The following is a 26,479-nucleotide window of genomic DNA, read 5'->3' on the forward strand; positions in this document are numbered from 1 at the left end:
GGTTCGAGACAGCGATTTTGCGTCACCACCCCGGTCTTGCGGCAAGCCCCGGGGTGCGCTATAGGTTGAGAGTGGGAGGCAAAGCCACGCGGTAGCGCTGCCGCGCCGCGTCGATCGCCCGGTGGATGCGTTGCTCACTGACCGGGCGCGGCGTGCCGAGCTGCTGGGCCCACAGGCTCACCCTCAGTTCCTCGATCTGCCACGCGATGTCGCGGACGTCGGCGGCCGTCTTCGCGGCCTCGGGTAGCTCATCCACCAACTCGTCGTAGGCGTGCTGCGCGGCGTGCACCCGCCGCATCCGGTCGCGGTCGGCATGGCCGGCCCGGGCCAGCCCGTCCAGGCGGCGACGGATCGCCGACAGGTAGCGGGTGAGATCGCCCAGCCGCGCGCCGCCGGTGGCGGTGACGAAGCCGGCCGGCAACAGCCGGTCCAGCTGGGCGCGGATGTCGGCGACCGCGTCGGCCTGGGCAGGCGGCGGCGTCGCGGGCAACGCCAGTTGCACCTGCTGGGCGGCGGCCAGCACCTGCTCGACACGGCCCACCAGCTCGATGGTGTTGGGCCCCAGCGTCTTTGCCACCCGCTGTCGCAGCGCGGTGAACTCGTCGCGGGTCCACACCGGCTGCGGCACCAGCGCGTCGGTCGCGGCGTCGGCGCAGTCTTCCAGCAGCGCCGGCAACGAGCCGTCCGGGTTGCCGCCCAGCGCCAGGCGGGTGCGTGGATCAAGTTGACGCGCAATAGCTTTGGCCGGTGACGGAATACTCAGGCGTACCAGCCGGCGGAGACCGGCGCCCATCATGCGGACCTGTTCGGCCGATGTCGCGAACACCCTCAGGTCGACCGCACCGCCGGTGTCCACGAACGCCGGGTAGCCCCGCACCGTGCGGCCGTCGAGGCTGCGCTGCACGACGCGGGGCAGTTCGTCGAGGTCGTCGGGCCAGCCGCGCAACCCGGTGCGCTGCAGCCGGGCCCCGACCGTGTCGGCGACGGCCTGCCGCGCCGGCGTGGTGAGCCGTTCCTGCAGTGCCCGCAGATCCTTGCCGCGGGCGAGTTCGGTCCCGTCGGTGGACTCCACCGCGAACGTCATCCGCAGATGCGCCGGCAGCTTGTCCAGATCGAACGCGTCGATGGGCACCGAAACCCCGCTGCGCCGGCGCAATTCGCGCTGCAGCGCAGGCAGCAGCGGCTCGGCGGCCGGATCGATGGCGCCCAACACCGCGCGCGCGGTGTCGGGCGCGGGAACGAAGTTGCGGCGGAGGTCTTTCGGCAGCGACCGGATGAGCGCGGTCACCAGCTCCTCGCGCAACGCCGGCACCTGCCAGGCGAACTCGTCACCGCCCAGCCGCGCCAGCACGTCGATCGGCACGTGCACGGTGACCCCGTCGTCGGCGGCGCCCGGCTGGAACCGGTAGGTCAGCGGCAACGTCACGTCGCCGGCCCGCCAGCTGTCGGGACGGTCGGCGTCGCCGGTCTCCTCGGTGCGCAGCAGGTCGGCGCGGGTGAAGGTGAGCAGATCCGGGGTCTGGTGTCGCTGCTTTTTCCACCACGCGTCGAAGTGCCGCGCGGACACCACGTCGGTGGGGATGCGGGCGTCGTAGAGCGCGTAGACGTCGTCGTCGCCGACCACCAGGTCGCGGCGGCGGGCGCGCTCCTCCAGCTCCTCGAGTTCGCCGCGCAGCCGGGCGTTGTCCGCGAAGAAGCGGTGCCGGGTGTGCCAGTCCCCCTCCACGAGCGCGTGCCGGATGAACAACTCGCGGGCCAGCACCGGATCGATGCGGGCATACCCGACCCGCCGGCGCGACACCAGCGGCAGCCCATACAGCGTCACCCGCTCGTAGGCCATCACCTCGCCGCGGTCGGGGTCCCAATGCGGTTCGCTGTGGCTGCGCTGCACCAGGTCGCCGGCCACCCGCTCGACGGCCTCGGGCTGGATGCGCGCGGCGGTGCGGCCGTAGAGGCGGGTGGTCTCGACCAGCTCCGCCACCACCACCCAGCGCGGCGGCCGTTTGCTGAGCACCGACCCGGGGGCCAGCACGAAACGGGAGTTGCGCGCGCCGGCAAACTCGCGGGAGTCCTCGCGGCGCATACCCACGTGCGACAGCAGCCCGGCGAGCAGCGCCGCGTGCACCCGGGCCGGGTCGGCCGGCTCGCCGGACTCTTCGGTGATGCCCAGCTCCCGGGCGATGCCGCGCAACTGCCCGACCAGATCCTGCCACTCCCGAATCCGCAGATAGTGCAGGAATTCGGCGCGACACAGCCGCCGAAACTGGTTGCCGGACAACTCCTTTCGCTGCTCACGCAGATAGCGCCACAGGTTGAGATACGACATGAAGTCGGAGTGCTCGTCGGCGAACCGGGCATGCTTTTGGCGGGCCGCCTCCTCCCGGTCGCTCGGTCGTTCCCGCGGATCCGGGATGCTCAGCGCCGCGGCCAGCACCAGCATCTCGCGCACGCAACCCTCGGTCTGGGCCGCCAGGATCATCCGGCCCAACCTGGGGTCGACCGGCAGCCGGGCGAGCCGACGGCCCCGCTCGGTGATCGCGCCCTGCCGGTCGAACGCGCCGAGCTCGGTCAACAGCTGCACACCGTCGCGGACGCTGCGCCGGTCCGGCGGGTCGAGGAACGGAAAGTTCTCGATATCGCCCAGCCGCAGCGCCGCCATCTGCAACAGCACCGCGGCGAGGTTGGTGCGCAGGATCTCGGGTTCGGTGTAGCGCGGGCGGGCCGCGAAATCGGCCTCGGAGTACAGCCGGATGCACACGCCGGGCGCGACGCGGCCGCAGCGGCCGGCCCGCTGCGCGGCCGACGCCCGCGAGATCGGCTCGATCGGCAACCGCTGCACCTTCAACCGGCGGCTGTAGCGCGAGATGCGGGCGTTTCCCGGGTCGACGACGTAGCGGATGCCGGGCACGGTCAGCGACGTCTCGGCGACGTTGGTCGCCAGCACCACCCGCCGGCCGGTGTGGGGCGCGAACACCTTCTGCTGCTCGGCGGTGGGCAGCCGGGCGTACAGCGGAAGCACCTCGGTGTGCTTCAGCGCCGTCAAAGCCTCTGCGGTGTCCCGGATTTCGCGTTCCCCGGACAGAAACACCAACACGTCCCCGGGCGGCTCGGCCTCGAGCTCTGCGATCGCGTCGACGATCGCCTCGACCTCGTCGCGTGTTTCGGTGCGCACGATCTCGTGGTCGGGGTCGTCGGGATCGTCCGCGGTTGCGGAGGGCAGGGCGATCTCGAGCGGCCGGTAGCGGATCTCCACCGGGTACGTGCGTCCCGACACTTCGATGACGGGCGCGTTGGCGAAGTGTTCCGAGAACCGCCGCGGCTCGATCGTCGCCGAGGTGATGATGAGCTTCAGATCCGGCCGACGGGGCAGCAACTCGCGCAGGTAGCCCAGCAGAAAATCGATGTTCAGGCTGCGCTCGTGCGCCTCGTCGAGGATCAACGTGTCGTAGCGCAGCAGGCGGCGGTCGCGCTGGATCTCGGCGAGCAGGATGCCGTCGGTCATCAGCTTGATCAGGGTGCGGTCGCTCACCTGGTCGGTGAACCGGACGGTGTAGCCGACCGTCCCGCCCAGCGGGCTGCCCAGCTCGTCGGCGATGCGCTGCGCGACGGTGCGCGCGGCGAGCCGGCGCGGTTGGGTGTGTCCGATGGTTCCGCGGATGCCCCGGCCGGCCTCGAGGCAGATCTTGGGCAGCTGGGTGGTCTTGCCCGATCCGGTCTCCCCGGCGATCACCACCACCTGATGCGCGCGTATTGCGTCGGCGATCTCCCGGCGCCGCTCGCTGACCGGCAGATCGGGATAGCTGACGGCCGGGACGGCGGCGTGGCGGGCGGCGACGACCGCTTCCGCGGCGGCGATCTGATCGGCCAGCTGGCGCAGCTTGTCGGGCGCGGCGCCGCGCAGCTTCTTCAGCCGCCGGCCGAGGCGCGCGGCGTCGCGAATGGTCAGACCGTCAAGCCGGCCGCGCAGCTGCGCCCCGGACACCGGGAAGGACGGTTCGGCCACTGCTGCCACGATAGGCGTCCTTCAGCGACGGCCGCGCACGGCCGTCCGGTCACGCGTCGGGGCCGACGCGGTGTCAAAATGGCAATGCCGCACGTCGCCATACCGGGGGGTGACGAGGAGATTTGACGGGATGGGCCGAAGCCTCCCCCACCCATCCGGCGATAAAGACGCCCGCCCCTATCGATTGCGGCTGCGCGCCGATGCGGGCAGCGTCTTCTACCGCACCCAACAGGCCCGCATGTTGCGAATCTTCTTGGGGGCCACCACATTCCTTTACGCCTACGGTGTGGTGTTCACCTTGTTCCCGATCCGCCCGGGGTTGACCCTGTCCAATCCGGCCGGCGGCATCGTCGCGGTCGGCCTCGGTCTGGGGGCGCTGGCCTGGCTGGCCGCCCGGCCCGACAAACCCGCGCCCGCGACGGTGACGGCGATCGTGGCCACGCCGATCGTGATGGCCTTCCACCGGGTGATCATCGCCGAGTTCGTCTGCCTGATCGCGCCGATGTTCCTGGCGATGTACCTGCGCGCGTTCTACTCGCCGCGCCGCGGCGCGGCCCTGGTCGCCGTGCTCGCCGGCCTGTCCGTGGCGGCCCTCGCGGTCGCGCCCACGCCGAAGCTGTCGATCGACTACGCGATCTTCGTGATCGCGATCATCGGAGCCGCCGAGTCGTTCGGATTGCTGACGCGCGCCCTCGTCACGGCGGCGTGCACCGATCCCCTCACCGGCCTGCTCAACCGTGCGGGGTGGGAGATCGCCACCGCGGACCTGCTGTCCCGAACCCGTTCGGCCGCAGCCACCGTCACCGTCGTCGCGCTGGACATCGACAACTTCAAGACACTCAACGACACCGAGGGCCACGTCGCCGGCGACCAGTATCTGGTGCGGTGCGCCGCCTTCTGGCGCCAGGTCGCGCCCGCCGGCGCCGTGCTGGCCAGGTTCGGCGGCGACGAGTTCGCGGTGTGCATCGCCGACCACAACCCCGCCAGTGCCAAGGCGGACAAGTTCGTGGCCAGCGTCCGCCGCCACACCCCGGACACCAGCATCGGCACGGCGTCCGGCGCGGGCGCGAGCGCCGACATCGCGTCGCTGTACGCGGCCGCGGCCGCGGAGCTGTACAGCGCCAAGCGCAGGAGGCGAGATCCCGGGCTGCGACCCGCCCGCGGTTGACGGCGGCCGAATGCGGGTATCAGGCGGCAAGCGCATCCAATGGGAAGCCGGCTCGGGTGGGGGAAGTGATCGGCGATGGTCGGTTGGCTGGACAGGCTTCAGCGACGGAATCGGGCCGTCGGCGTGATCGTCGGTGTCGTCTACAAATACAACGACGACCAGGGCGGTTACCTCGCCGCGCTGATCACCTACTACGCGCTGGTGTCGCTGTTTCCGCTGCTGCTGCTGTTGACCACCGGCCTGGGGGTGATCCTGGCGGGCCGGCCCGATCTGCAGGCCCAGGTGCTGCACAGCACCTTGAGCGAGTTCCCGGTCATCGGAAGCCAGCTGCACCACCCCGAGGGCCTCAGCGGAGGAGCGGCCGGCGTGATCGTGGGCCTGGCCGGTGCCCTGTACGGCGGCCTGGGCGTGGGTCAGGCGGTGCAGAACGCCATGGACTCGGTGTGGGCGGTGCCGAAACACAAGCGCCCCAACCCGATTCGGTCGCGGCTGCGCAGCCTGCTGTTGCTTTTGGTGCTCGGCTCGGCGGCCATCGCGGCGACCCTGCTGGCCGCGGCGGGCCAGGCCACGGCGGGGCTCGGCGTCCTCGGCAAGGCGGGACTTGCACTCGCCTCGGTGGCCATCAACGCGCTGATCTGCCTGGTGCTGTTCCGCCTCACCACCGCGCGTGCGCTGTCCTACCGGCAGGTGTGGCCGGGAGCCGTTGCGGCAGCGCTCGTTTGGCAACTCCTGCAATGGTTCGGGGCCGGCTATGTCGCGCACGTGGTGAAGCGGGCCAGCGCCACCAACAGCGTGTTCGCGTTGGTGCTGGGCGCGTTGGCCTTTCTGTTCCTGGCGTCGACCGTGCTGGTGGTGTGCGCGGAGGTCAATGTCGTTCTGGTGGAGCGGCTGTACCCGCGCGCCCTGCTCGGCGCATTCAGCGACGACGCGGATCTCACGTCGGCCGATCGCCGGACCTACACCAAGAAGGTCAAGGCCGAACGCGTCAAGGCCTTCGAGCGGGTCAGCGTCAGATTCGACGACGCCAAACGCTCACCCGCCAAAACCGTTGGGCGCCTTAATATTTTCGGCGATGTGCGGCGGCCGCGCACACCGTGAGCCGGGTGGGCGGCGGCCTTGTGCGAACGCGATGGCGACGGGGAAATAGTCTCCCCTCATGAGTCTGGTCACCTATGAGCTGCACGACCACGTCGCCACCATCACCCTGAACCGCCCCGAGGCGCGCAACGCCATCAACGGTGCGCTGCGCCAGGACCTCAATGCGGCCTGGGACCGCTTCCGCGACGACCTGGACGCCTGGGTCGGGATCCTGACCGCCAACGGCGACGTGTTCTGCGCCGGCGGTGACCTCAAGGACGGCGAAGGCTCGGTCGGCACCTTCGGCGGCACCTTCTGGGAGAAGCCGACGATCAACTCCTTCGAGTCCGGCATGGAACTGTTCAAGCCGACCATCGCCGCCGTGCACGGCCCCTGCATCGGCTACGGCCTGACCGGGGTGTTGTTCTGCGACTTCGTCATCGCCAGCACCGAGGCGACGTTCTGCTATCCCGAGGTGGCGATCGGCGTGCCCACCATCGTCGGGGCGATCCGGTTGCCCCGCCGGGTGGGCTGGGCCAGTGCGATGGAGCTGCTGTTGACCGGCAAGCCGATGAGCGCGGAGCGGGCCAAGGAGATCGGGCTGGTCTGGAAGCTGGTGGAGCCCGACCGGCTGCAGGCCGAGGCGCGGGCCTGGGCCCGCACCCTGACCGAGGCCGCACCCCTGGCCCAGCGGGCGACCAAAGAGGTGGCGTGGCGCACCGCGGACATGGGCTGGATCGAGTCGGTGCGCTTCGGCGAGACCATGCGCAAGGTGGCCGGGGCCACCGAGGACGTCGCCGAAGGCATCCGGGCCTGGACCGAGAAACGCAAGCCGCAATGGCGCGGCCGGTGAGGCGTGCCGGCCGGGCACCGGCACCGCCGCGCCGGGCAGTGTGTCAGGATTCCAGGATGAATGCACGCAGACTTGCCCGCTTGGTTGGTATCTCGGTTGTGACGACGTGGGCGCTGCTGAGTGCACCCGTGGGCAACCCGGTCGCCGCCGCCGACCCCTGCTCGGACGTCTCGGTGGTGTTCGCCCGGGGCACCCACCAGGAACCCGGCCTGGGCAACATCGGCCAGGCCTTCGTCGACTCGCTCACCTCGCAGCTCGGCGGGCGGTCCGTCGACGTCTACGCGGTCAACTACCCGGCCAACGACGACTACCACAACAGCGCGAACGCCGGCGCCGACGACGCGAGCGCGCACGTCCAGGACACCGTGGCCGCCTGCCCCAACTCGCGCATCGTGCTCGGCGGCTACTCGCAGGGCTCGACCGTGATCGACCTGGCCACCAACGCGATGCCGCCCTCGGTGGCCGACCACGTCGCCGCGGTGGCCCTGTTCGGTGAGCCCTCGAGCGGCTTCTCCACCATGCTGTGGGGCGGCCAGCCGCTGCCGACGATCAACCCGCTCTACGGCGGCAAGACCATCAGCCTGTGCGCCCCCGACGACCCGATCTGCTCCGGCGGCGGCAACATCATGGCGCACGTGTCCTACATCGACGCGGGCATGACCGCGCAGGCCGCGACGTTCGCGGCCAACCACCTCAACCAGGGCTCGCCGCGCACCTAGCGACCGCTCACCGTGGCTGCGGCGTTGCCCCTGGTCAAGTTGTTCCGCGACACCGTCGCGGTGCGGATGTCGGTGGCCGTGCTGCTCGGCGTCGCCGTCGCGGTGGTGGTGGGCAACACCGTCGGCTGGCGGTTCGCGCTGGTCGGCTGGGTGGTGACGGCCGGGGTGTATGTGGTGTGGACGCAGCTCATCCTGTTCGGCATGGACGCCGAGCAGACCCGCGTCTGGGCGACGCGGGAGGATCCCACCCGCTGGGTTGCCGACGCGGTCATTTTGTCGGCCAGCGTCGCGAGCCTGGCCGGGGTCGGTTACGTGGTGGCCGCCGGGTCGCATGCCGGCGCTCGGGCGGTGGCCGCGGCCGTGCTGGGCATCCTGGCGGTCGCCGCATCCTGGTTCGCCGTGCACACCCTGTTTACCGTGCACTACGCGCGGCTGTACTACTCGGGTCAGCCGGGCGGCATCAACTTCCACGACCCGGAGCCGCCCCGCTTCCGGGACTTCGCGTACGTGGCGTTCACGGTCGGCATGACCTACCAGGTGTCCGACACCGAGATCGGGCTGACCGCCATCCGGTCCACGGTGCTGCGCCACGCCCTGCTGTCCTACCTGCTCGGCGCGGTGATCCTGGCCGTCACGATCAACTTGATCGCGGGGCTGGGCGCCAAGCTCTGAGCGGCCCCGGCCGATCGGCTACCGTCGGGGCTATGTCCAAAGTCTCCGGCAACGAGTTGATCGACGACGTCACCCCGGGCGACCTCATCGCCGTCGACCGCGGTTCCGGTGAACGGCCCTACAAGGTCGTCTTCAAGGACGCCACCGACGGGGGTTATCTCGTCACCCTGGAAAGCGACGGCGGCGAGACCTTTCAACTCGACCTGCCCGCCGGCACCCGGGTGACCCGCGCACTCGAGGCGAAATGGGAATCCGCCCAAAGCCCCACGCCCAACGCCGATGACTGACGTCTCTGCGTAGACGCCCGGCGATCCGGGTAGGCGTCTCGGTGACCGCTCGCCGCGAGTCGGTGCCGCGACGAAGGGGTGGTTCGCCATGACCGCACAACCGCCCGCCGCGCCGGACGCTACGATTCGACGGTGACCGGGTCGCCGACGGTGATGACACCCTCGGCCAGCACCGCCAGATAGGCCCCGGCGCACGGCTGCGGGCCGTGACCGCCTGTGTCCAAACGGTTTTCGGCCGCGGGGATGCGAAGCGCGTGCGGGGCCCGCGGCAGCCGGCCGTGCTCGAGAGTGGGAACCACGCAGCGCGACGTGGCAGTCAGCACCCGCAACCTGGCCTCCCCGATCGCGAGTTCGCTTCCCGCCCAATCGTTTTCGGCATACGGCGGATAGCCCGGCGGGGTGGCGATCACCAGGTTGGGCCGGTAGCGCAGCGCCTCCACCCCGATGTGCTGCAGGGTGGCGGTGGTGATCGCATGCAGCGGGGCTTCGTCGGTGAACGAATGACCCGGGGTGGCCGCGGAGATCCGCAGAATGCGGCCGTCGACCTCGGCGTCGAGGCCGCGCTCGAGCAGCTGCTCCGGATCGGGGCGCACCAGCGTGGCGCCGTCGGGGCGGCGCGCGATCAGCCGGACCCGGCGTCGCGTCAACCGCGAGATCAGCTCGTCGACGCCGGGGTCATCGGCGGCCACGTCCATCCCGTCGGGCAGGCTGATGCGCACCCCACTTGCATCGGCGCGCGCGGTGCACGTCAACAGGTCACGCCAGAGCCGGGGATTCTTGGCGCTGGCGACGTGTCCGGTTTCGTCGTCGACGAGCGCCAGCCGCCGGTCGCCCTGGGCGCCGTGCTCGTCGACCGCCAGCCGGTCCAGCGTTTCGCCCAGCATCGACTTCACCGGGTAACGCAGCAAGGCCTCGACCCGCATCGGCACCGCAGCGCGGGCGGCCGTCGACTCGTCCATCACACACCTTCACTCGGCGCAACTGCACACTATTGTTCGCTGTGCTCACTGTGCCCGAAACCCCGGGGCCGCACCACCGTTCAGATCGGCGCCGCGGTCACCACGATCGACTGATCACTGGTCTCCCAGGCGGTCATGAACGTGGCGACACCGACCTGTTCGTCGGCGTGGTCGATACCCGGGTCGTTGAGGTGCACGATCTGGGTGTCCGTGTCGATGCCCGTCACGACCAGGAAGTGGTCGGCTTTGGTGCGCTGGTCATCGGCGTTCAGGATGACCGAGGAGTTGACGAAGGCGATGATCTTGCGGTTCTTGGCGAGGTATTGCTCCAACGCGGGCAGGCCGGTGCGGTCCGGCTCGGTCGCCGAGACCATCTCCGACTTGATGCCGAAGTGATCGAGCAGCACGACGAGATCGGCCAACTCGATGCCGGCGTTGGGGCCCGAATGGCTGGGGTCGTTGCGCGGCGCGTAGATCGGACCGGGATTGGTGCCCGACGGGGTCGACTCGGCCAGGTCGAGCATCTGCCGTTCACTCGGTGCGGTGCCGGTGATTTCGCCCACCACGTCGGCGACGGAGACCAGTCCGCAGTTGTCCTCAAGCGACTGTGCCGCCCAGTGGCGGGCGGCGGCCGCGGGATTCCCGTACCGGCCGGGAGTAGCGGTCGTGGACGACGGATTATCTTGTGCTGCAACGGCTTTAGTCGACGACGTGGTTACCGCCGTGGTCGCCGCGGTGGTGGCCGGCGGGGCGGCGCCACACCCTGCGACGAGCGGCGCGCCGGCCAACCCGATGCACGCCGCGAGCACGGCAACCCGGGCGGCGCGGCCGAGGCGGAGGGTGGGCATGCGTGCTACCGGATTTCGTCGAACGGTCGATGGGCCAGCAAACGGTAGCACCCCGGGCGCGGCGCTAGGGCCAAATCACCGTGAACCCTCGAGGTCAGCTTGGCAGCAGGCGCTTCTTCTGTTCTTCGAATTCCTGCTGCGTCAGGATCCCCGCGTCCCGCAGCGATGCCAGCTCGCGCAGCTCGGCGGCGATGCTGGTGATCGGTCCGCCCGCGCTGACGGCCGGCGCCGCCGGCTCCTGCTTCGGCGCCTTGCCCGGTTCTTGGCCCGGTTCGCGGCCCGGTTCGCGCGGCGCCTTGGCGGCCTCGGCCCGGGCCCGCTCGCGACCGAGGCCGGTGGTGCCGGCCATCGCGCGCCCGGCCAAACCCGCCGCGGCCATCTCGCCGAACAAACTCCCGGTGCCAGCGGGTGCGGCGGTGGCCGCGGTTTCGGCGGCGGCGGTCACCGTGGTGGCCGGCAGCGCCAGGGCGGCCGGCCGGATCGCCGGGGCCGCGGCCGTCCACGTCGGCGGCACCGACAAGGTGCCGACGGTGTTCGCCTGGCCCAGACCCGCCGATGCCAGCGTGCCGAAACCGCCCGCCGGGTTGGTGATGACCGGGAACGGCGACGGCGGCACCTCTCCGGTGCCGGGCCAGGGCTGCACGCCGGCCCAGCCGCTGATGATGTCGTCGGTGTGGAAACCGGTCAGGGCGCCGGCCACATCGAAGGGCAGGGCGACCAAAGTCCCGGGCGCGTCGATGCCGAGTCCGGCCACGCTGGCCGGCGCGTCGAGGAAGATCGCGATCAGGTCGCTCTCCAGCCCCAGCAGGTCGGTCACCGACGGCGGGTCGCCGAGCGCGTTCGGCGACACCGCAAGGTTGTTCAGCATGTTGGGCACCGCCGAGAACGGCTGCTGCGTCACGGTGTTGCGGGTGCTGCCGGCGGCGGTGGCCGCGGCCTTCGACACCGCCTGCGACTGCTCGGCGCCGGAGTTGGTGGTCGGATCCGGTTGGCTGAACGGGGTTAGCCGGGTCGCCGCGGCGGCTGCGCCGGCGTAGCCGTACATGGCGGCCGCGTCGCGCGCCCACATCTCGGCGTACTCGGCCTCGGTGGTGGCGATCGCCGGCGTGTTCTGCCCCAGGATGTTGGTCGCGACCAGCTGGGCGAGCAGCGTGCGGTTGGCCGTGACCACCGGGGGCGGCACCGTCTCGGCGAATGCCGTCTCGTAGGCGAAGGCCGCCGCCCGGGCGTTGTTGGCGGTTTCTTCGGCCTGCGCTCCGGTGGTGCGCATCCACGTCAGGTAGGGCGTGATCGCCGCGATCATCGAGGCCGCCGACGGCCCGACCCACGGCCCGGAGGTCAGGGCGGTGATCTCCGCCTGATAGGAGTCGGCCGTCGAATGCAGGGTGGCGGCCAGCTCGTCCCAGGCCATCGCCGCGGCCAGCATGGGTCCCGACCCCGGACCGGCGTACATCCGCGCGGAGTTAACCTCCGGCGGTAGTACCGCGAAGTCCATGTCGTTCTCCTCCGATCGCTGCGCTGGCTGTGCCGGGACGGATGGCGTCAGCGCGGGTCATGCCGGGCGTGCGTGATGTGGGGCGTGATCTGGGGATAGCCACCTGAGCAGCAAACAAATCGCAATCCTTCTGGTACTGCCGGTACCGCATCGAAGTCCAGCCGGATGAGACCCCCAACTGTCCAGGATCGGTCGCACACGTCTGCAACTGTCGCCCACGTTCACGAATACAGCGAAATTGTTGCGGTGGGTTAACGCTAGGTTACCGGGGCGTGACGGCTGCGACCGACAAGGGTATGACGCGTCGTGAGCAAATTGTTCTCAGTGCGGTCTCAGCCGCGCGCTTCCAGCAAAAACCGTGGTCACCTCGGCCCGCGGGCCCGCCGGGACCTTGCGGGCGGGCGGCCCGGGGGGTGTTCTGCTTGGATTCGGAGCAGCATCCGTGAGTGAGGTTGGTTGATGAAGATTGTGCTGGCCACCTACGGCAGCCGGGGCGACGTCGAACCCTGCGCCGCCGTCGCCCGGGAGTTGCAGCGCCGCGGCCACGACGTCCGGATCGCGCTGTCGCCCGACCAGCTCGGCCTGGCGGAGTCGGCCGGACTGCGCGCGGTGGCCTACGGGCCGGACAGCCGCGAGCAGATCAACACCGCCACCGATTTCGTCCACACGGTGCAGAATCCGATCAGCGCGCTACCGCAGCTGACCGAGCGGGTCACCGCGGTGTGGGCCGCCAAGAGCGAAACGCTCGCCGCGCTGGCGGCAGGCGCCGATCTGCTGGTGGCCGGGATGAACGAGCAGCGGCTGGCCGCCAACGTCGCCCAGCGCGTCGGCGCCCCGCTGGCGGCGCTGCACTTCTTCCCCGCCGACACGCTGGAGCTCGGCTGGATACAGTCACACGTCACCGCCGCCGCCGAAGCCGCCCAGCGTCAGGCGCTCGGTTTGCCCGCCGACGCCGGGCAATCGGACCGGGCGGCGCTGGAGATCCAGGCCTACGACGAGCTGTGCGTGCCCGGGCGGGCAGAGCAGTGGGCGACGGCGGGGCACCGGCGGCCGTTCGTGGGGTCGCTGACCCTGGGCCTGCCGACCGGCGTCGACGACGAAGTACTGTCCTGGATCGCCGACGGGACCGCGCCCGTCTACTTCGGCTTCGGCAGCACCCCCGTCAGCTCCCCCGCCGAGACGGTCGCGGTGATCAGCGCTGCCTGCGCGCGGGTGGGTGAACGGGCGTTGATCTGCAGTGGCCCAAACGATTTCACCGGCATCCCGCCCGAGGACCACGTGAAAATCGTGCCGGCGGTCAACCACGCCGCGGTCTTTCCGGCCTGCCGCGCGGTGGTGCACCACGGCGGGTCCGGCACCACCGCCGCGGGTTTGCGGGCCGGCGTGCCGATGCTGATCCTGTGGTTGTGGCTCGATCAGCCGGTCTGGGCCGAGGCGGTCAGCGCGTTGGAAGTCGGCCTCGCGCGCGCGTTCTCGGCGTCCACCCTGGACTCATTGACCGCCGATCTTCGCTGTGTGCTGGACGGGCGCTACCACGACCGGGCCCGGGAGGTCGCCACCCGGATGACCAAACCCGGCGAAAGCGTCGCGGCCGCGGCGGATCTGCTCGAGGACGCCGCCCGCGGGGGCTGATCGGCGCCGGGGTGCCCGGGCGGTGGTGCAAAGCCGGCCCGTCGTGTAGAAGGTTCTGGTGCAGGATCCGCCGAATCGCTCGTTCGATCCGTCGCTGCTGCGCGAGGCGGTGATCCGGCGGATCTACCGCCGCACGTCGGCCGAGGGCACCATCAGGGTGCCGGCCGTCCCGGCCATGATCGACGAATACCTCCAGTTGTGTGGCAACGTCTGCGCCACCCTGGGCGTCTGGTATGCCCCCGAGCAGTTCGCGCAGCTGCGCTCGGCGCTGGAAGTCGAACTGGCCAAGGCCTTCAAGGCCTCCCCCCGGTCGGACGTGCTCATCTCGTATCACGCCCCGTTCGGCACGGGCGTGAACTTCCACGTCCAGGCCGACTGGCGCACCATCGAGGCCGACTACGAACAGTGGGTGGCCGTGCGTCCGCCGCCGCTGTTCGGCACCGAGCCCGACGCGCGGGTGCTGACCCTGGCCGCCGAGGCCGACGACCCCGCCACCTATCGGGTGCTCGACGTCGGCGCGGGGACCGGGCGCAACGCGCTGGCGCTGGCCCGGCGCGGTCACCCGGTGGACGCGGTGGAGATGACCGCGAAGTTCGCCGAGGCGATGCGCGCCGATGCCGAGCGGGAATCCTTGGGCGTCAACGTTATTCAAAGCGACGTGTTCACGGCGATGGAGAATACCCGCGACCGCTACCAGCTGATGGTGCTCTCCGAGGTGGTGCCCGACTTCCGCACCGCCCACGAGTTGCGCGGCATGTTCGAACTCGCCGCCGAATGCCTGGCGCCCGGCGGACGGCTGGTCTTCAACACCTTCCTGGCCCGCGACGGCTACGTTCCCGACGCCGCCGCGGTGCAATTCAGTCAGCAGTGCAACAGCATGGTCTTCACCCGCGACGAGGTGATGGGCGCGGCGGGCGGGCTGCCGCTCGCGCTCGTCGCCGACGACTCCGCCTACGAGTACGAGAAGACCCATTCGCCCGCCGAATCCTGGCCGCCCACCGGGTGGTTCGAGGGTTGGGCCGGTGGCCTCGACGTGTTCGACGTCGAACGGGACGACTCCCCGATCGAACTGCGCTGGATCGTCTTCGCCAAGACGCGCGCCGGGTGAGTCGCTCAGCGCGACGCGGTCAGGTCCCGGGTCGCCGGTCCTTCCAGCAGGGTGCCGTCGGGTGCGAAGCGCGACCCGTGCAGCGGGCATTCCCACGCCTTGTCGGCGTCGTTCCAGTTCACGATGCCGCCCAGATGGGGACACACCGGTGACACGCGGTGCTCGGTGCCGTCGACGCGGCAGCGGGCCTGTAGGTGCCACGGCGGGCCGCTGACCACACCGCCGTCACCGTCGACCGGGCTGCGGCGCCCGATCCGCACCGCCGGAGTGATCCAGCCCTTGGTCAGGTTGAAGCCGACCTCGAGGTTGGCCTGCACGGCGGTGGCCAGACCCGACAGCTCGTGCGGGCTCCAGCTGGCGAACGCGCGCGCCCAGTCCATTCGCCCGCCCAGGATCCGGCTGGACAGCGCCAACGCCGCCGCGGCCCCGTTGGTCATCCCCCACTTGTTGAAACCCGTTGCCACGAAAATCGTTTCGCTGTTGGGCAGGATGGGGCCCACGTAGGGCAGGTGGTCGATGGGCGTGTAGTCCTGGGCCGACCAGAAGTGAGTCTGCACCGCACCCGGAAAATGCTTGCGGGTCCACGCCGACAGTTCGTCCAGCGCAGCGGACGGGCTCTTCTCGCGGCCCACGGTATGACCCGCGCCGCCCACGATCAGCCGCTCCCCGTCGGGCACCGGCGCGTACCGCACCGAACGGGTCGGCGAGTCGGTGGAGATCATCATCGGCCGGGTGATGTTGCCGGGGACCTTGAAGGCCAGGCAGTAGGACCGGCTGGGCTTGACCCGGGCGAAATAGCCGCCGCGATCCAGGATCGGGATGCCGGTGGCGAGCACCAGCTGGTCGGCGTGCAGTTCGACGTCGTGGCCGGCGGCATCGCTGCCCTGGTTGGCGTGGACGCGCACCCCCTTGCCGCGCCAGGACACGCGCCGCACCCGGGTGTGCTCGACCAGCCGGCCGCCGCGGCCGAGCAGTTCGACGGCCAGCGAGTCGAGGAAGGGCATCGGGTCGAACTGCGCCTGGTCGGCCAGGCGCACCCCGCCGTGATAGGCGAACGGCACCTCGGCGTCGTCCTGCCACACCACCGGGAGCCCGACCGCCTGACAGGCCTCGAACTCGGCGCGCGCCGACGGCACGCCCCGGACGGACTGGGCGTAGGTGTAGGCGTCTTCGCGTTGCACCGCCACGCCGTGCGCCTCGCAGTGGCCCAACACCCATTCCTGGCCCTCGCGGTTGCCGTCCACGTACGCGCGCGTCACCTCCCGGCCGTGCCGCGGCAGCACCTTGGACAGCTGGCTGCCTTGCAGCAGGCTGATTTTCGCGGTGGTGTTGGCGGTCGCGCAGGCGCCCACCGTGCGCGCCTCCAGCACCAGCACGTCCTTGCCCGCGCGGGCCAGCAGCGCCGCCGTCATCAGGCCGGTGATGCCGGCGCCCACCACGATCACGTCGGCGGACGCCGGCCCCTGGTCAAGCTGGCTTGCGGCCCAAGGACGTTCGGTGCGCTCGCTCATCCACAAAGAAGTCACGGCTGTGCTGATACCCCGGCCCGGCCGGAAGAAACGCCGCGGGCTCAGCCCTGTCGTAGCCGGGCCCTGGCCTGCTGCAGCGTTTCCGCGGCGGCGCGGCTGGCCTTTTCCGCCGTGTCGTAGTCGCCCTCGGCGCCGCGCAGTTCCCGCTCGGCGTCCCGCAGTTCCCGGGCCGCCGCGTCGCGCCGCTGCCGGGCCGCATCGCGTCGGGCCTTGCCCTCGGACAACTCTGCGTCGGCCCGGGCTTTGGCGTCTTCGGCGGCGGCGACGGCGGCGCGCAGCCGCTGCGCGTGCCGATTCTGCGCGGCGGCGCGCGCCGGCTTTCGGTCGGGGCTCGGGGCGTCACCCACGTCAGCCAAGTCACCCAAGTCACCGAAGCCCGACCACCGCTCGGGCCGGGTGAGCCGGCCCAGGCGCGCCCGCACCTGCGGGTCGGCGACGGCGGCTTGCAGCGTGCCGGTCACGTCTTCGCGGACGGCGGCCGACGGCGTGCGCACGTCGGCCGCCCGCAGCGCGGCGCCGGTGAGTTCGTCGATGAGCCGGTGCTGCTCGGCGGACAATTCGCGAATGCGCGTCCCGTCCAAAGCGGCGTGCGCGGCCCGCAACCCCTCACCGAGGTCGGCCAGTCGCTGTCGGGCGTCCTTGTGCCGCAAGGCCAACCGGTTGACGATCCAGGCCGCCGCGGTGGGTTTGCGGGCCGCCGAAATCCGTTGGGCCCCGGCATCGTCGCCACGCGCCGAGGCCGCCGCGGCCAGCCGGGCGCGCTCGGCGGTGAACTGCTGCGGCGGCGCCCAGTAGAGAGTGTCGAGGTCCTCGTCGGCCATGAAGCCATGCTCTCCCGCGGATGCCGGTCGGTTTAAAAACGGTACGTCCCGGGATACCTGACCTACAACATCGAGCACACCATCGTCGGCGGGTGATGAGGAAGCGGGATTCGAACAGCGTCATGGCGTCCAAGAGCAGCGATCGGCTCGTCGGCCGCATCCTCGGCGTCCGCCGGCCGCGCCGATTCCTGGCCGCGGTGTTCGTCGTCGTCGCGGTGGCCGGCGCTATCCAACTGGCGGAGGCCGCACCGTGCCCGCACGGCGGTTGCCCCGGCGGTGCCGCCCCGAAAACCACTGGGCCGGCGCGCGTGAGGATCACCCCGGGCCCCGGCGCGCGGAATGTCGACCCCATCGCGCCGGTGCTGGTCAAGGCCGAGACGGGCACCCTGGCCGGCGTCGAAATGGTCAACGAGGGCGGCACGGCGGTGCAGGGCGTGATGACCCCCGACAACCTGGTGTGGAAACCCACCGTCGCGTTGGGCTACGGCCGCAACTACACGCTGACGATCACCAGCCGCGGCACCGATGGTGTTGAGACCAAACAGGTTTCGACGTTCTCCACGCTGCGGCCCTCGAACCAGACCAAGGTGTCGTTCACCACCACGTCGGAATCGCCGCTGCGCGACGGCGCGAGCTACGGCGTCGGGACGGTGATCGTCGCGCACTTCGACGAGCAGATCGCCGACCGGGCCGCCGCCGAGCGGCACCTGACCGTGACCACCAATCCGAAGGTCACGGGCTCGTGGTTCTGGGTGGACGGCCAAAACGCGCACTGGCGCCCCGAGCATTACTACGCGCCCGGCACCACCGTCACTGCCGAGGCGAAGATCTACGGAATTGCGTTGGGCGACGGCCTGTTCGGGCAGGACGACAGCCGGGTGTCATTCCGCATCGGCGACGCGCACGTCTCGATCGCCGACGACGCCACCCACCAGGTCAGCGTGTTCGACAATGGCGTCCTGGTGCGCACCATGCCCACGTCCATGGGGATGGGCGGCACCGAGAACATCGGCGGTCGGTCGATTTCGCTGTGGACCCCGCCGGGCGTCTACACCGTGCTCGACAAGGGCAACCCGGTCGTCATGGACTCCTCGACGTTCGGGTTGCCCAAGAATTCCCGGCTCGGGTATCGCGAAACCATCAACTACGCAACCAAGATCAGCTCGGACGGTATCTATCTGCACGAGCTCGACGCGACGGTGTGGGCGCAGGGCCACCAGGACACCTCGCACGGCTGCCTGAATCTCAACGCCGACAACGCGAAATGGTTCTACGACTTCTCGGTGCCCGGCGACGTGGTCGAGGTCCGCAACAGCGGCGGGCCGCCGCTGACGCTGGCGCAGAACGGCGATTGGACGCTGAGCTGGGATCAGTGGCGTCGGGGCTCCGCGCTCAAACCCACCTGAGGTGGGTGATGCAGCTCATTGGACATCCGCTGTTGTGCTCCACTTCACAATAAACTCTTGACTCGTTCCAAATAAGTGCGTCATTCTGGTGCGGTGTCATCGACGGCCGATTACGCGGACAGGTTGCGGATGGCCGATCTGCGGGTGACCCGGCCCCGGGTTGCCGTGCTGGAAGTCGTGGACGCCAACCCGCACGCCGACACCGAGACGATCTTCTCGGCGGTGCGAATGGCCCTGCCCGACGTGTCCCGCCAAGCCGTGTACGACGTGCTCAACGCGCTGACCGCCGTGGGCCTGGTCCGGCGCATCCAACCGCTGGGCATGGTCGCCCGCTACGAGTCGCGGGTCGGCGACAATCACCACCACGTCGTCTGCCGGTCCTGCGGGACCATCGCCGACGTCGACTGCGCGGTCGGCGAGGCTCCCTGCCTGACGCCGTCGGACGACGACAACGTTCTCGACGGCTTCGTCCTCGACGAGGCCGAAGTCATCTACTGGGGCCTGTGCGCCGATTGCTCGACGGCAGGTTCTTGATCGCAGCCCGATTCACCCACCCTCGAAAGGAATGCTGTGTCATCTGATACATCCGCCAGCCGCCCACCCCAACCAGACACCGGGACGGCCAGCAAAAGCGAAAGCGAAAACCCAGCAATCCCTTCGCCGCACCCGAAGTCGAATGCCCCCCTGACCAACCGGGACTGGTGGCCCAACCAGATCGACGTGTCCAGGCTGCACCCCCATGTCGCCGAAGCCAATCCGCTGGGCGAAGACTTCGACTACGCCGAGGAATTCGCCAAGCTCGACGTCGAGGCGCTCAAGGCCGACGTGATCTCGGTGATGACCACCTCGCAGGACTGGTGGCCCGCCGACTACGGCCACTACGGTGGCCTGTTCATCCGGATGAGCTGGCATGCCGCGGGCACCTACCGCATCCACGACGGCCGCGGCGGCGGCGGGCAGGGCATGCAGCGGTTCGCCCCGCTCAACAGCTGGCCGGACAACGTGAGCCTGGACAAGGCCCGGCGGCTGCTGTGGCCGGTCAAGAAGAAGTACGGCAACAAGATCTCCTGGGCGGACCTGATCATCTTCGCCGGCAACTGCGCGCTGGAGTCGATGGGATTCAAGACCTTCGGCTTCGCGTTCGGCCGCGAGGACGTCTGGGAGCCCGAGGAGATCCTCTGGGGTGAAGAGGACGAATGGTTGGGCACCGACAAGCGCTACCCGGGCACCGGCGAGCGCGAGCTGGCACAGCCCTACGGGGCCACCACCATGGGTCTGATCTACGTGAATCCCGAAGGGCCCGAAGGCAAGCCGGATCCGATCGCCGCGGCCATCGACATCCGTGAGACCTTCGGCCGGATGGCGATGAACGACGAGGAGACCGCAGCCCTGATCGTCGGCGGCCACAGCTTCGGCAAGACCCACGGCGCCGGCGACGCCGACCTGGTCGGCCCGGAGCCCGAGGCGGCCCCGATCGAACAACAGGGTCTGGGCTGGAAGAGCTCGTACGGGACCGGCGTGGGCAAGGACGCCATCACCAGCGGCCTGGAGGTGGTCTGGACGCCCACCCCGACCAAGTGGGACAACACCTTCCTGGAGACCCTGTACGGCTACGAGTGGGAGCTGACCAAGAGCCCCGCCGGGGCCTGGCAGTTCACCGCCAAGGACGGCGCCGGCGCGGGCACCATTCCCGACCCGTTCGGCGGGCCGGGCCGCGCGCCCACGATGCTGGTCACCGACATCTCGCTGCGCGAGAGCCCGATCTACCGCGACATCACCCGGCGCTGGCTCGACCACCCCGAGGAGCTGGCCGACGCCTTCGCCAAGGCGTGGTACAAGCTGCTGCACCGCGACATGGGACCGGTCTCGCGGTTCCTGGGGCCGTGGGTCCCCGAACCGCAGCTGTGGCAGGACCCGGTTCCGCCCGTCGACCACCCGCTGGTCGACGACAACGACGTAGCCGCCCTGAAGGACAAAGTGCTCGCCTCCGGGCTCTCGGTCCCGCAGTTGGTCAAGACCGCGTGGTCGGCAGCCGGCAGCTACCGCAACACCGACAAGCGCGGTGGCGCGAACGGCGGACGGCTGCGCCTGCAGCCGCAGCGCAACTGGGAGGCCAACGAGCCCTCGGAGCTGGACAAGGTGCTGCCCGTACTGGAAAAGATCCAGCAGGACTTCAACGCGTCGGCGTCCGGCGGTAAGAAGATCTCCCTGGCCGACCTGATCGTGCTGGCCGGCTCGGCCGCGGTCGAGAAGGCGGCCAAGGACGCCGGCTACGAGATCTCGGTGCACTTCGCGCCCGGGCGTACCGACGCCTCGCAGGAGAGCACCGACGTGGACTCGTTCGCGGTGCTCGAGCCGCGGGCCGACGGATTCCGCAACTTCGCGCGGCCGGGCGAGAAGGCCCCGCTCGAGCAGCTGCTGCTGGAGCGGGCCTACCTGCTCGGTGTGACGGGCCCCGAGATGACGGTGCTGGTCGGCGGGCTGCGCGCCCTCGGCGCCAACCACGGCGGCAGCAAGCACGGCGTGTTCACCGACCGGCCGGGCGCGTTGACCAACGACTTCTTCGTCAACCTGCTCGACATGGGCACCGAGTGGAAGGCGTCGGAGACCGCCGAGAACGTCTACGAGGGACACGACCGGGCCACCGGCGCGCTCAAGTGGACCGCCACCGCGAACGACCTTGTGTTCGGCTCGAACTCGGTGCTGCGGGCGCTGGCCGAGGTCTACGCCCAGGACGACAACCAGGGCAAGTTCGTCGAGGACTTCGTCGCGGCCTGGGTCAAGGTGATGAACAACGACCGCTTCGACCTGAAGTGACACCGGGCGACACCCCGCGAGTCACCGGCTCGCGGGGTGTCGTGCATTTAGGTCACCGCGCGAAGTCCCACTGCCCGTAGTCGGCGGCGAGGACGTCGTCGACGTCCACGTTGATGCCGCCCAGCAGCGGGCCCGGGCTGCCCGGGCTGTTGACCACGGCCTGGTACAGCACCGCCGCGGGCTCCCGCTCGCCATGCGACCACGACCGGGTCTGCCACGCCCACCGGTGGCCGGGAGTGCTGGACGGCCCGACGACGCCGTCACGGATCGCCCACCCGCACGCCCGGGCATGCCCGTAGATGCCGGTGCGGCCGACGCCCAGCACCGAGTTGATCCCCCGAAACCATTGCACCGCAACGTTGTTCCACGTGTCGGCGTCGATGTCGTCGTCGACGCTGAAGAAGATGGGCGCCGAGTCCGGGCCGCCGGCCGCGGCGTGCAACTGCGTCGCCGTGTGCGCATCGGCGACGCCGCCGTCGTAGCCGCGGGTGAAATCCGACGGGTCCGGCCATCCGGGCTTGCCGTACTGGAAGTTGCTGACGATGTGCAGCCCCGCGGCGCGCAGCGCGTCGGCGTAGTCCCGGGTCAGCGGTTTGGCCTCGAAGTCGGCGCCCGGCCGCGACAGCGATACGTAGTTCACCACGCCGTCGTAGCCGGCCGCCTTGATCTCCTCGGGCGCGATTCTGCGCTCGGCAAAGTCGATCAGCTTCAACCCGGCGGCGCGGGCGGTCGGACCGCCCGCGCCGGCCACCGCTCCCAGGCTCAGCAGCACCGGCGCCAGGGCACAGCCGGCGGCGTAGCCGAGGACCTCGCGCCGTGACGGCGGTCGTCGATCGCCGCGTGCACCCGGTCCGGCCGAATCCCGCACCGCGCGATGGTAGCAAAACCCGCGGTCGCGGTTTCGGGTCGTCGCCGCCGGTCAGCCGGGCGCGGCCGGTGCGCCGCCGGGCGCGCCGCGCGCCGGCCACCGACCGGTCGGACGGAGGACGCCCACGAGCCAGTGGCATGATCTTTGCGTGTCGGACATCCCGGGAGCCGCCTACGCGCGGGACGGCGGATTCCGGACTCGTTGCGCTCGCTTAGGTGATCGAACTATAGTCTGGACACATGTCCAGTTTGCTGTCGCGGAGTTCGGGAGTCCGTTGACCGCGATGGATTCGGCGCCATTCCGCGGTCATTTTCCAGCAAAGAAGAGTTGAGTATGCGAATTGCCCTGCTGTCCTACCGTAGTAAGACCCATTGCGGCGGACAGGGCGTCTACGTGCGCCATCTCAGCCACGGCCTGGTGGAGCTCGGTCATGACGTCGAGGTGTTCTCCGGGCAGCCGTATCCCGACCTGCTCGACCCGCGGGTCCGGCTCACCGAGGTGCCCAGCCTCGACCTGTATCGCGAACCCGACCCGTTCCGGGTGCCGCGGCCGAGCGAAATCCGGGACTCCATCGACCTTTTGGAACTGCTGACCACCTGGACGGCGGGCTTCCCCGAACCGCGGACGTTCACGCTGCGCGCCGCGCGGTTACTTGCCGGGCGCACAGCCGATTTCGACGTCGTGCACGACAACCAGAGCCTGGGCACCGGCCTGCTCAGCATCGCCGGCTCGGGACTTCCCGTGGTGGCCACCGTGCACCATCCGATCACCCGGGATCGGGTGCTGGATCTGGCCGCTGCACGATGGTGGCGAAAACCGTTGGTGCGCCGCTGGTATGGGTTTTTGGCCATGCAGCAGGAAGTCGCCCGCCACATCCCCGACCTGTTGACGGTCTCGTCGTCGTCGGCGGCCGACATCATCTCCGATTTCGGGGTCTCCCCCGAGCAACTGCACGTGGTGCCGCTCGGGGTGAACACCGAGCTGTTCAAGCCGGGTTCGGGCCCGCGCCAGCCCGGCCGGATCATCGCCATCGCCAGCGCCGACACGCCGCTCAAGGGCGTCCGCACCCTGCTGCACGCGGTCGCCCGGCTGCGCACCGTGCGGGACCTCGAGCTGCGGCTGGTGGCCAAGGTCGAACCCAACGGCCCCACCCACAAACTCATCGCCGAGCTCGGGATCTCCGACATCGTGCACATCACCAGCGGGCTGTCCGACGCCGAGCTGGCCGCCTTGTTCGCTTCCGCGGAGGTCGCCTGCATCCCCTCGCTGTACGAAGGGTTTTCGCTGCCGGCCGTGGAAGCCATGGCCAGCGGCACCCCGATCGTCGCCAGCCGGGTCGGCGCACTGCCGGAAGTACTCGGCACGGACGGCGCCTGCGCCGAGCTGGTGCCGCCCGCCGACGTCGACGCCCTCACCCGCGCCCTGGGTGAGCTGCTGGATTCGCCGGAAAAGCGCCGCAGCCTGGGCCGGGCGGGCCGCACCCGAGCGGTCGACGTGTTCAGCTGGGAAGCCGTGGCGGCGCAGACCGTTCGGGTCTACGAGCGCGCGATCGCGCGCAACGCAGCGGGCCGGGCGCCATGCTGACGGTCGATTTCGACCGGCTGGGCATCGGGCCGTCGAGCAAGGTCATCGACGTGGGCTGCGGCGCGGGCCGGCACGCGTTCGAGGCCTACCGGCGCGGCGCCGACGTCGTCGCCTTCGACCAGAACGAGGCCGAATTGCGTTCGGTCGACACCGTCCTGCGCGCGATGGCCGACAGCGGCGAGGCGCCGGCCGGCGCGTCGGCCACGGTGGTCGTCGGTGACGCACTCAAGCTGCCCTACCCCGACCAGACATTCGACTGCGTCATCGCGTCGGAGATCCTCGAGCACATCCCGCACGACGACGCCGCCATCGCCGAATTGATCAGGGTGCTCAAGGTCGGCGGCACGCTGGCGGTCAGTGTGCCCCGCTGGCTGCCGGAGCGGGTTTGCTGGCTGCTGTCCGACGAATACCACAGCAACGAAGGCGGCCACGTCCGCATCTACCGGGCCAGCGACCTGCGCGCCAAGATCCTCAGCGGGGGAATGACATTGACCCACGCGCATCACGCCCATGCCCTGCACTCCCCATTCTGGTGGCTGAAATGCGCTGTGGGCGTACACAACACCGATCACCGCGCGGTGGCCGCCTACCACAAGCTGTTGGTCTGGGACCTGATGCGGCGACCCAAGATCACCCAGCTGGCCGAGTCGCTGCTCAACCCGCTGGTGGGCAAGAGCGTGGCGATGTACTTCGTCAAACGACAGGACGCGAAAAGCCAAGCGACCGCGGGATATTCCATTGCATCGGTCTAGCCTGCCCGCGGTCCCCGGGGTGCTCACACCCGAGGAATGCCGGCAGACCGCGCTGTCGATCGCGGCCGAGCAGGAACCGTCGGGCGCCATCCCCTGGTTCGACGGCGGCCACACCGATCCGTGGGACCACGTGGAGTGCGCGATGGCGCTCACCACCGCCGGGCTGCTCGAGCCGGCCCGGGCGGCCTTCGAATGGAGCCGTCGCACCCAGCGGCCCGACGGCTCCTGGCCCATCCAATTCCGCGCGGGCGTCATCGAAGACGCCAACAGCGACAGCAACTTTTGCGCCTACATCGCCGCCGGGGTGTGGCATCACGTGCTGGTCACCGGTGACGACTCGTTTGCCGCCGAGATGTGGCCGGTGGTGCGCAAGGCCATCGACTTCGTCATCGACATGCAGGTCGGCTACGGCGAGATCGCTTGGGCGCGAAGCGAAGCCGGCCTGTTGCCGGAGGCTCTGCTGACCGGGTGCTCCAGCGTGTTCCACAGCATCCGGTGTGCGCTGGCGCTGGCCGGCCTGGTCGACGACCCGCAGCCGGAGTGGGAGCTGGCGCTGGGCCGGCTGGGTCACGCGATCACCGCGCACCCGGAGGCGTTCACCGAGAAGGACCGCTACTCGATGGACTGGTACTACCCCATTCTCGGTAGCGCCGTGCGCGGTCCGGCGGCGGCCGCCCGGATCAAGCAGCGCTGGGACGACTTCGTGGTCGACGGCCTGGGCATCCGGTGCGTGGGCGATCGCCCGTGGGTGACCGGCGCCGAAACCTGCGAGCTGGTGATGGCGCTGGAGGCACTGGGCCGGCGCTCCGAGGCTCATCGCCAGTTCGCCGCGATGCAACACCTGCGCGAGGGCGACGGATCATATTGGACGGGACTGGTTTTCGCGGACGGAAAACGTTGGCCCGAGGAGCGCACCACGTGGACGGGCGCGGCGATGATCCTGGCGGCGGACGCCCTGTCGGATGCCACCGCCGGCGCCGGGATCTTCCGCGGCGAGGCGCTGCCGGTGGGCCTGCAGACCGACTTCGATTGCGAATGCGTGGCCAGCGGCCGCTGACGCTTTAGTCCTGTTCGACCGGCTCGCCCGCCCGGCCGCCGATCCGCTCCAGCACGCGCAGCGACCCGGTGGCCGACACCTCCCTGAACTGACCGGAATCGATTGCCCGGCAATAGATGTGATACGGCGGCCGGCCGCCGTCCCTGGGGTCGGGGAAGACGTCGTGAATGGCCAGCGCACCGCCGGGCGTCACCCACTTGGCCCATCCGTCGAAGTCCTGGTTCGCGGCGGTCTCGCTGTGGCCGCCGTCGATGAACAACAGCTGCAGCGGTGATCGCCAGCCCCGGGCCACGATCGGTGACTTCCCCACGACCGCCACCACGTGGTCGTCCAGCCCGGCGGCGTCCAGGGTGCGACGAAACGTCGGCAGCGTGTCGAACAGGCCGGTCACCTCGTCCACCAACGAGGCGTCGTGGTATTCCCAGCCGGCCTGGTGCTCCTCGGAGCCGTGATGGTGGTCGACCGTGTACAGCACGCTGCCGGTCTGCTGGGCCGCGGCGCCGAGGAACAGGGTGGATTTGCCGCAGTACGTGCCGATTTCGACGCCGGTGCCGCCGTCGAGGTAGCGCAGCGCGGTGTCGTAGAGCGCGCGTCCCTCCTCGGCGGGCATGAAACCCTGGACCTGTTCGGCCAGGGCGAACAAACGCTCGTCGACGTGATTCATCAGCCGAACCTATCGCCTTGCGCGACACCGCCGTCACCGTGGTCGATGTTCGCGCTGAGCGATCACCGCGGGCCGGCGCACCGGCTGTCCGGCGGGCGAAGCGACCGCGCCTTAACATCATCGGTGTGCGCGCCTCGTTGACCCGTGATCCCGGTGCCGT

22 protein-coding genes are annotated in these 26,479 nt (G+C 70.1%); 14 read left to right on the forward strand and 8 right to left on the reverse strand.

Translation table 11 applies throughout. The features are described from left to right. Positions 1-58: 58 nt before the first annotated feature. Positions 59-4,012: an ATP-dependent RNA helicase HrpA gene (hrpA, locus tag H7I87_RS13630; protein ID WP_023861596.1), complete on the reverse strand. Its 3,954-nt coding sequence runs from the start codon at positions 4,010-4,012 to the stop codon at positions 59-61. A gap of 175 nt (positions 4,013-4,187) precedes the next feature. Between hrpA and H7I87_RS13635 the strand changes: the two genes are divergently transcribed. The 6 genes from H7I87_RS13635 to H7I87_RS13660 all read left to right on the forward strand — a co-directional run bounded on the left by H7I87_RS13635 (position 4,188) and on the right by H7I87_RS13660 (position 8,779). Continuing rightward, positions 4,188-5,171: a GGDEF domain-containing protein gene (locus H7I87_RS13635; protein ID WP_031347934.1), complete on the forward strand. Its 984-nt coding sequence runs from the start codon at positions 4,188-4,190 to the stop codon at positions 5,169-5,171. A 75-nt stretch (positions 5,172-5,246) separates the two neighbouring features. Further along, complete coding sequence (locus H7I87_RS13640; protein ID WP_023861598.1) at positions 5,247-6,269, forward strand: YihY/virulence factor BrkB family protein; 1,023 nt, start codon at positions 5,247-5,249, stop codon at positions 6,267-6,269. A gap of 58 nt (positions 6,270-6,327) precedes the next feature. After that, positions 6,328-7,101 carry an enoyl-CoA hydratase/isomerase family protein gene (locus H7I87_RS13645; protein WP_019733288.1) on the forward strand — a complete coding sequence of 258 codons (774 nt, stop codon included), beginning with the start codon at positions 6,328-6,330 and terminating at the stop codon, positions 7,099-7,101. A gap of 56 nt (positions 7,102-7,157) precedes the next feature. Further along, the gene (locus H7I87_RS13650; RefSeq protein ID WP_003876662.1) at positions 7,158-7,820 is read left to right on the forward strand and encodes a cutinase family protein; all 663 of its coding nucleotides are present in this window, start codon (positions 7,158-7,160) and stop codon (positions 7,818-7,820) included. Positions 7,821-7,832: 12 nt separating this feature from the next. Next, positions 7,833-8,492 (forward strand): DUF1345 domain-containing protein, encoded by a 660-nt coding sequence (locus tag H7I87_RS13655; protein WP_023861599.1) that lies wholly within the window; start codon positions 7,833-7,835, stop codon positions 8,490-8,492. Positions 8,493-8,524: 32 nt separating this feature from the next. Then, positions 8,525-8,779, forward strand: coding sequence for a hypothetical protein (locus H7I87_RS13660; RefSeq protein WP_003876660.1), 255 nt, complete (start codon positions 8,525-8,527; stop codon positions 8,777-8,779). 119 nt (positions 8,780-8,898) lie between these two features. Here H7I87_RS13660 and H7I87_RS13665 read toward each other — a convergent pair whose 3' ends face one another. The 3 genes from H7I87_RS13665 to H7I87_RS13675 form a co-directional block, all read right to left on the reverse strand. Then, positions 8,899-9,738 (reverse strand): MOSC domain-containing protein, encoded by an 840-nt coding sequence (locus tag H7I87_RS13665; protein ID WP_031347935.1) that lies wholly within the window; start codon positions 9,736-9,738, stop codon positions 8,899-8,901. Positions 9,739-9,818: 80 nt separating this feature from the next. Further along, positions 9,819-10,586 (reverse strand): C39 family peptidase, encoded by a 768-nt coding sequence (locus H7I87_RS13670; RefSeq protein ID WP_023861601.1) that lies wholly within the window; start codon positions 10,584-10,586, stop codon positions 9,819-9,821. A 94-nt stretch (positions 10,587-10,680) separates the two neighbouring features. Beyond that, the gene (locus H7I87_RS13675) at positions 10,681-12,081 is read right to left on the reverse strand and encodes a PPE family protein, SVP subgroup (RefSeq protein ID WP_023861602.1); all 1,401 of its coding nucleotides are present in this window, start codon (positions 12,079-12,081) and stop codon (positions 10,681-10,683) included. A 459-nt stretch (positions 12,082-12,540) separates the two neighbouring features. On the opposite strand from H7I87_RS13675, the gene H7I87_RS13680 reads away from it, so the two are divergent. Both H7I87_RS13680 and H7I87_RS13685 read left to right on the forward strand, forming a co-directional pair. Continuing rightward, complete coding sequence (locus tag H7I87_RS13680) at positions 12,541-13,713, forward strand: glycosyltransferase (RefSeq protein ID WP_023861603.1); 1,173 nt, start codon at positions 12,541-12,543, stop codon at positions 13,711-13,713. Between the two features lie 58 nt (positions 13,714-13,771). Then, entirely contained in the window at positions 13,772-14,821 is a 1,050-nt protein-coding gene (locus tag H7I87_RS13685) for a class I SAM-dependent methyltransferase (RefSeq protein WP_019732651.1), read from the forward strand. Positions 14,822-14,826: 5 nt separating this feature from the next. On the opposite strand, the gene H7I87_RS13690 is transcribed toward H7I87_RS13685, so the two are convergent. Both H7I87_RS13690 and H7I87_RS13695 read right to left on the reverse strand, forming a co-directional pair. Next, positions 14,827-16,332 carry an FAD-dependent oxidoreductase gene (locus tag H7I87_RS13690; protein ID WP_033722679.1) on the reverse strand — a complete coding sequence of 502 codons (1,506 nt, stop codon included), beginning with the start codon at positions 16,330-16,332 and terminating at the stop codon, positions 14,827-14,829. A gap of 59 nt (positions 16,333-16,391) precedes the next feature. Further along, positions 16,392-17,171, reverse strand: coding sequence for a hypothetical protein (locus H7I87_RS13695; protein ID WP_011725020.1), 780 nt, complete (start codon positions 17,169-17,171; stop codon positions 16,392-16,394). Between the two features lie 122 nt (positions 17,172-17,293). Here H7I87_RS13695 and H7I87_RS13700 point away from each other — a divergent pair, with 122 nt between their 5' ends. From H7I87_RS13700 to katG, 3 genes are all read left to right on the forward strand, one after another. After that, entirely contained in the window at positions 17,294-18,577 is a 1,284-nt protein-coding gene (locus tag H7I87_RS13700; protein WP_011725021.1) for a L,D-transpeptidase, read from the forward strand. Positions 18,578-18,670: 93 nt separating this feature from the next. After that, positions 18,671-19,111 carry a Fur family transcriptional regulator gene (locus H7I87_RS13705; protein ID WP_023861604.1) on the forward strand — a complete coding sequence of 147 codons (441 nt, stop codon included), beginning with the start codon at positions 18,671-18,673 and terminating at the stop codon, positions 19,109-19,111. Positions 19,112-19,147: 36 nt separating this feature from the next. Then, positions 19,148-21,394, forward strand: a complete 2,247-nt coding sequence (gene katG, locus H7I87_RS13710; protein ID WP_009976853.1) for a catalase/peroxidase HPI — start codon at positions 19,148-19,150, stop codon at positions 21,392-21,394. A 52-nt stretch (positions 21,395-21,446) separates the two neighbouring features. Here katG and H7I87_RS13715 read toward each other — a convergent pair whose 3' ends face one another. Then, positions 21,447-22,262 carry a DUF1906 domain-containing protein gene (locus H7I87_RS13715; RefSeq protein ID WP_010949301.1) on the reverse strand — a complete coding sequence of 272 codons (816 nt, stop codon included), beginning with the start codon at positions 22,260-22,262 and terminating at the stop codon, positions 21,447-21,449. Between the two features lie 333 nt (positions 22,263-22,595). On the opposite strand from H7I87_RS13715, the gene manT reads away from it, so the two are divergent. The 3 genes from manT to mmpH are packed head-to-tail and all read left to right on the forward strand — an operon-like array spanning position 22,596 to position 25,655. Then, positions 22,596-23,846 (forward strand): MMP alpha-(1->4)-mannosyltransferase, encoded by a 1,251-nt coding sequence (gene manT / locus H7I87_RS13720; RefSeq protein WP_023861605.1) that lies wholly within the window; start codon positions 22,596-22,598, stop codon positions 23,844-23,846. Beyond that, entirely contained in the window at positions 23,840-24,598 is a 759-nt protein-coding gene (locus H7I87_RS13725) for a class I SAM-dependent methyltransferase (RefSeq protein WP_011725023.1), read from the forward strand. The genes manT and H7I87_RS13725 overlap by 7 nt, the downstream gene beginning before the upstream one ends. Continuing rightward, positions 24,585-25,655 (forward strand): MMP endo-(1,4)-3-O-methyl-alpha-D-mannosidase, encoded by a 1,071-nt coding sequence (gene mmpH, locus H7I87_RS13730; protein ID WP_033725091.1) that lies wholly within the window; start codon positions 24,585-24,587, stop codon positions 25,653-25,655. Before H7I87_RS13725 ends, mmpH begins: the two co-directional genes overlap by 14 nt. Before the next feature lie 4 nt (positions 25,656-25,659). On the opposite strand, the gene H7I87_RS13735 is transcribed toward mmpH, so the two are convergent. Continuing rightward, on the reverse strand, positions 25,660-26,319 hold the full coding sequence (locus H7I87_RS13735) for a class I SAM-dependent methyltransferase (RefSeq protein WP_009976859.1): 660 nt from the start codon (positions 26,317-26,319) through the stop codon (positions 25,660-25,662). Positions 26,320-26,479 lie beyond the last annotated feature (160 nt).

Source organism: Mycobacterium timonense, from assembly GCF_025821985.1.
Classification (GTDB): domain Bacteria; phylum Actinomycetota; class Actinomycetes; order Mycobacteriales; family Mycobacteriaceae; genus Mycobacterium; species Mycobacterium avium.

Excerpts from the sequence above, each read along its gene's own strand:
- H7I87_RS13670 (WP_023861601.1), bottom strand. The coding sequence starts at position 10,586 with ATGCCCACCCTCCGCCTCGGCCGCGCCGCCCGGGTTGCCGTGCTCGCG.
- H7I87_RS13695 (WP_011725020.1), bottom strand. The coding sequence starts at position 17,171 with ATGGCCGACGAGGACCTCGACACTCTCTACTGGGCGCCGCCGCAGCAG.
- H7I87_RS13665 (WP_031347935.1), bottom strand. The coding sequence starts at position 9,738 with ATGGACGAGTCGACGGCCGCCCGCGCTGCGGTGCCGATGCGGGTCGAG.
- H7I87_RS13700 (WP_011725021.1), top strand. The coding sequence starts at position 17,294 with ATGGCGTCCAAGAGCAGCGATCGGCTCGTCGGCCGCATCCTCGGCGTC.
- H7I87_RS13725 (WP_011725023.1), top strand. The coding sequence starts at position 23,840 with ATGCTGACGGTCGATTTCGACCGGCTGGGCATCGGGCCGTCGAGCAAG.
- H7I87_RS13735 (WP_009976859.1), bottom strand. The coding sequence starts at position 26,319 with ATGAATCACGTCGACGAGCGTTTGTTCGCCCTGGCCGAACAGGTCCAG.
- H7I87_RS13680 (WP_023861603.1), top strand. The coding sequence starts at position 12,541 with ATGAAGATTGTGCTGGCCACCTACGGCAGCCGGGGCGACGTCGAACCC.
- manT (WP_023861605.1), top strand. The coding sequence starts at position 22,596 with ATGCGAATTGCCCTGCTGTCCTACCGTAGTAAGACCCATTGCGGCGGA.
- H7I87_RS13660 (WP_003876660.1), top strand. The coding sequence starts at position 8,525 with ATGTCCAAAGTCTCCGGCAACGAGTTGATCGACGACGTCACCCCGGGC.
- H7I87_RS13645 (WP_019733288.1), top strand. The coding sequence starts at position 6,328 with ATGAGTCTGGTCACCTATGAGCTGCACGACCACGTCGCCACCATCACC.
- H7I87_RS13690 (WP_033722679.1), bottom strand. The coding sequence starts at position 16,332 with ATGAGCGAGCGCACCGAACGTCCTTGGGCCGCAAGCCAGCTTGACCAG.
- H7I87_RS13640 (WP_023861598.1), top strand. The coding sequence starts at position 5,247 with ATGGTCGGTTGGCTGGACAGGCTTCAGCGACGGAATCGGGCCGTCGGC.
- H7I87_RS13675 (WP_023861602.1), bottom strand. The coding sequence starts at position 12,081 with ATGGACTTCGCGGTACTACCGCCGGAGGTTAACTCCGCGCGGATGTAC.
- H7I87_RS13650 (WP_003876662.1), top strand. The coding sequence starts at position 7,158 with ATGAATGCACGCAGACTTGCCCGCTTGGTTGGTATCTCGGTTGTGACG.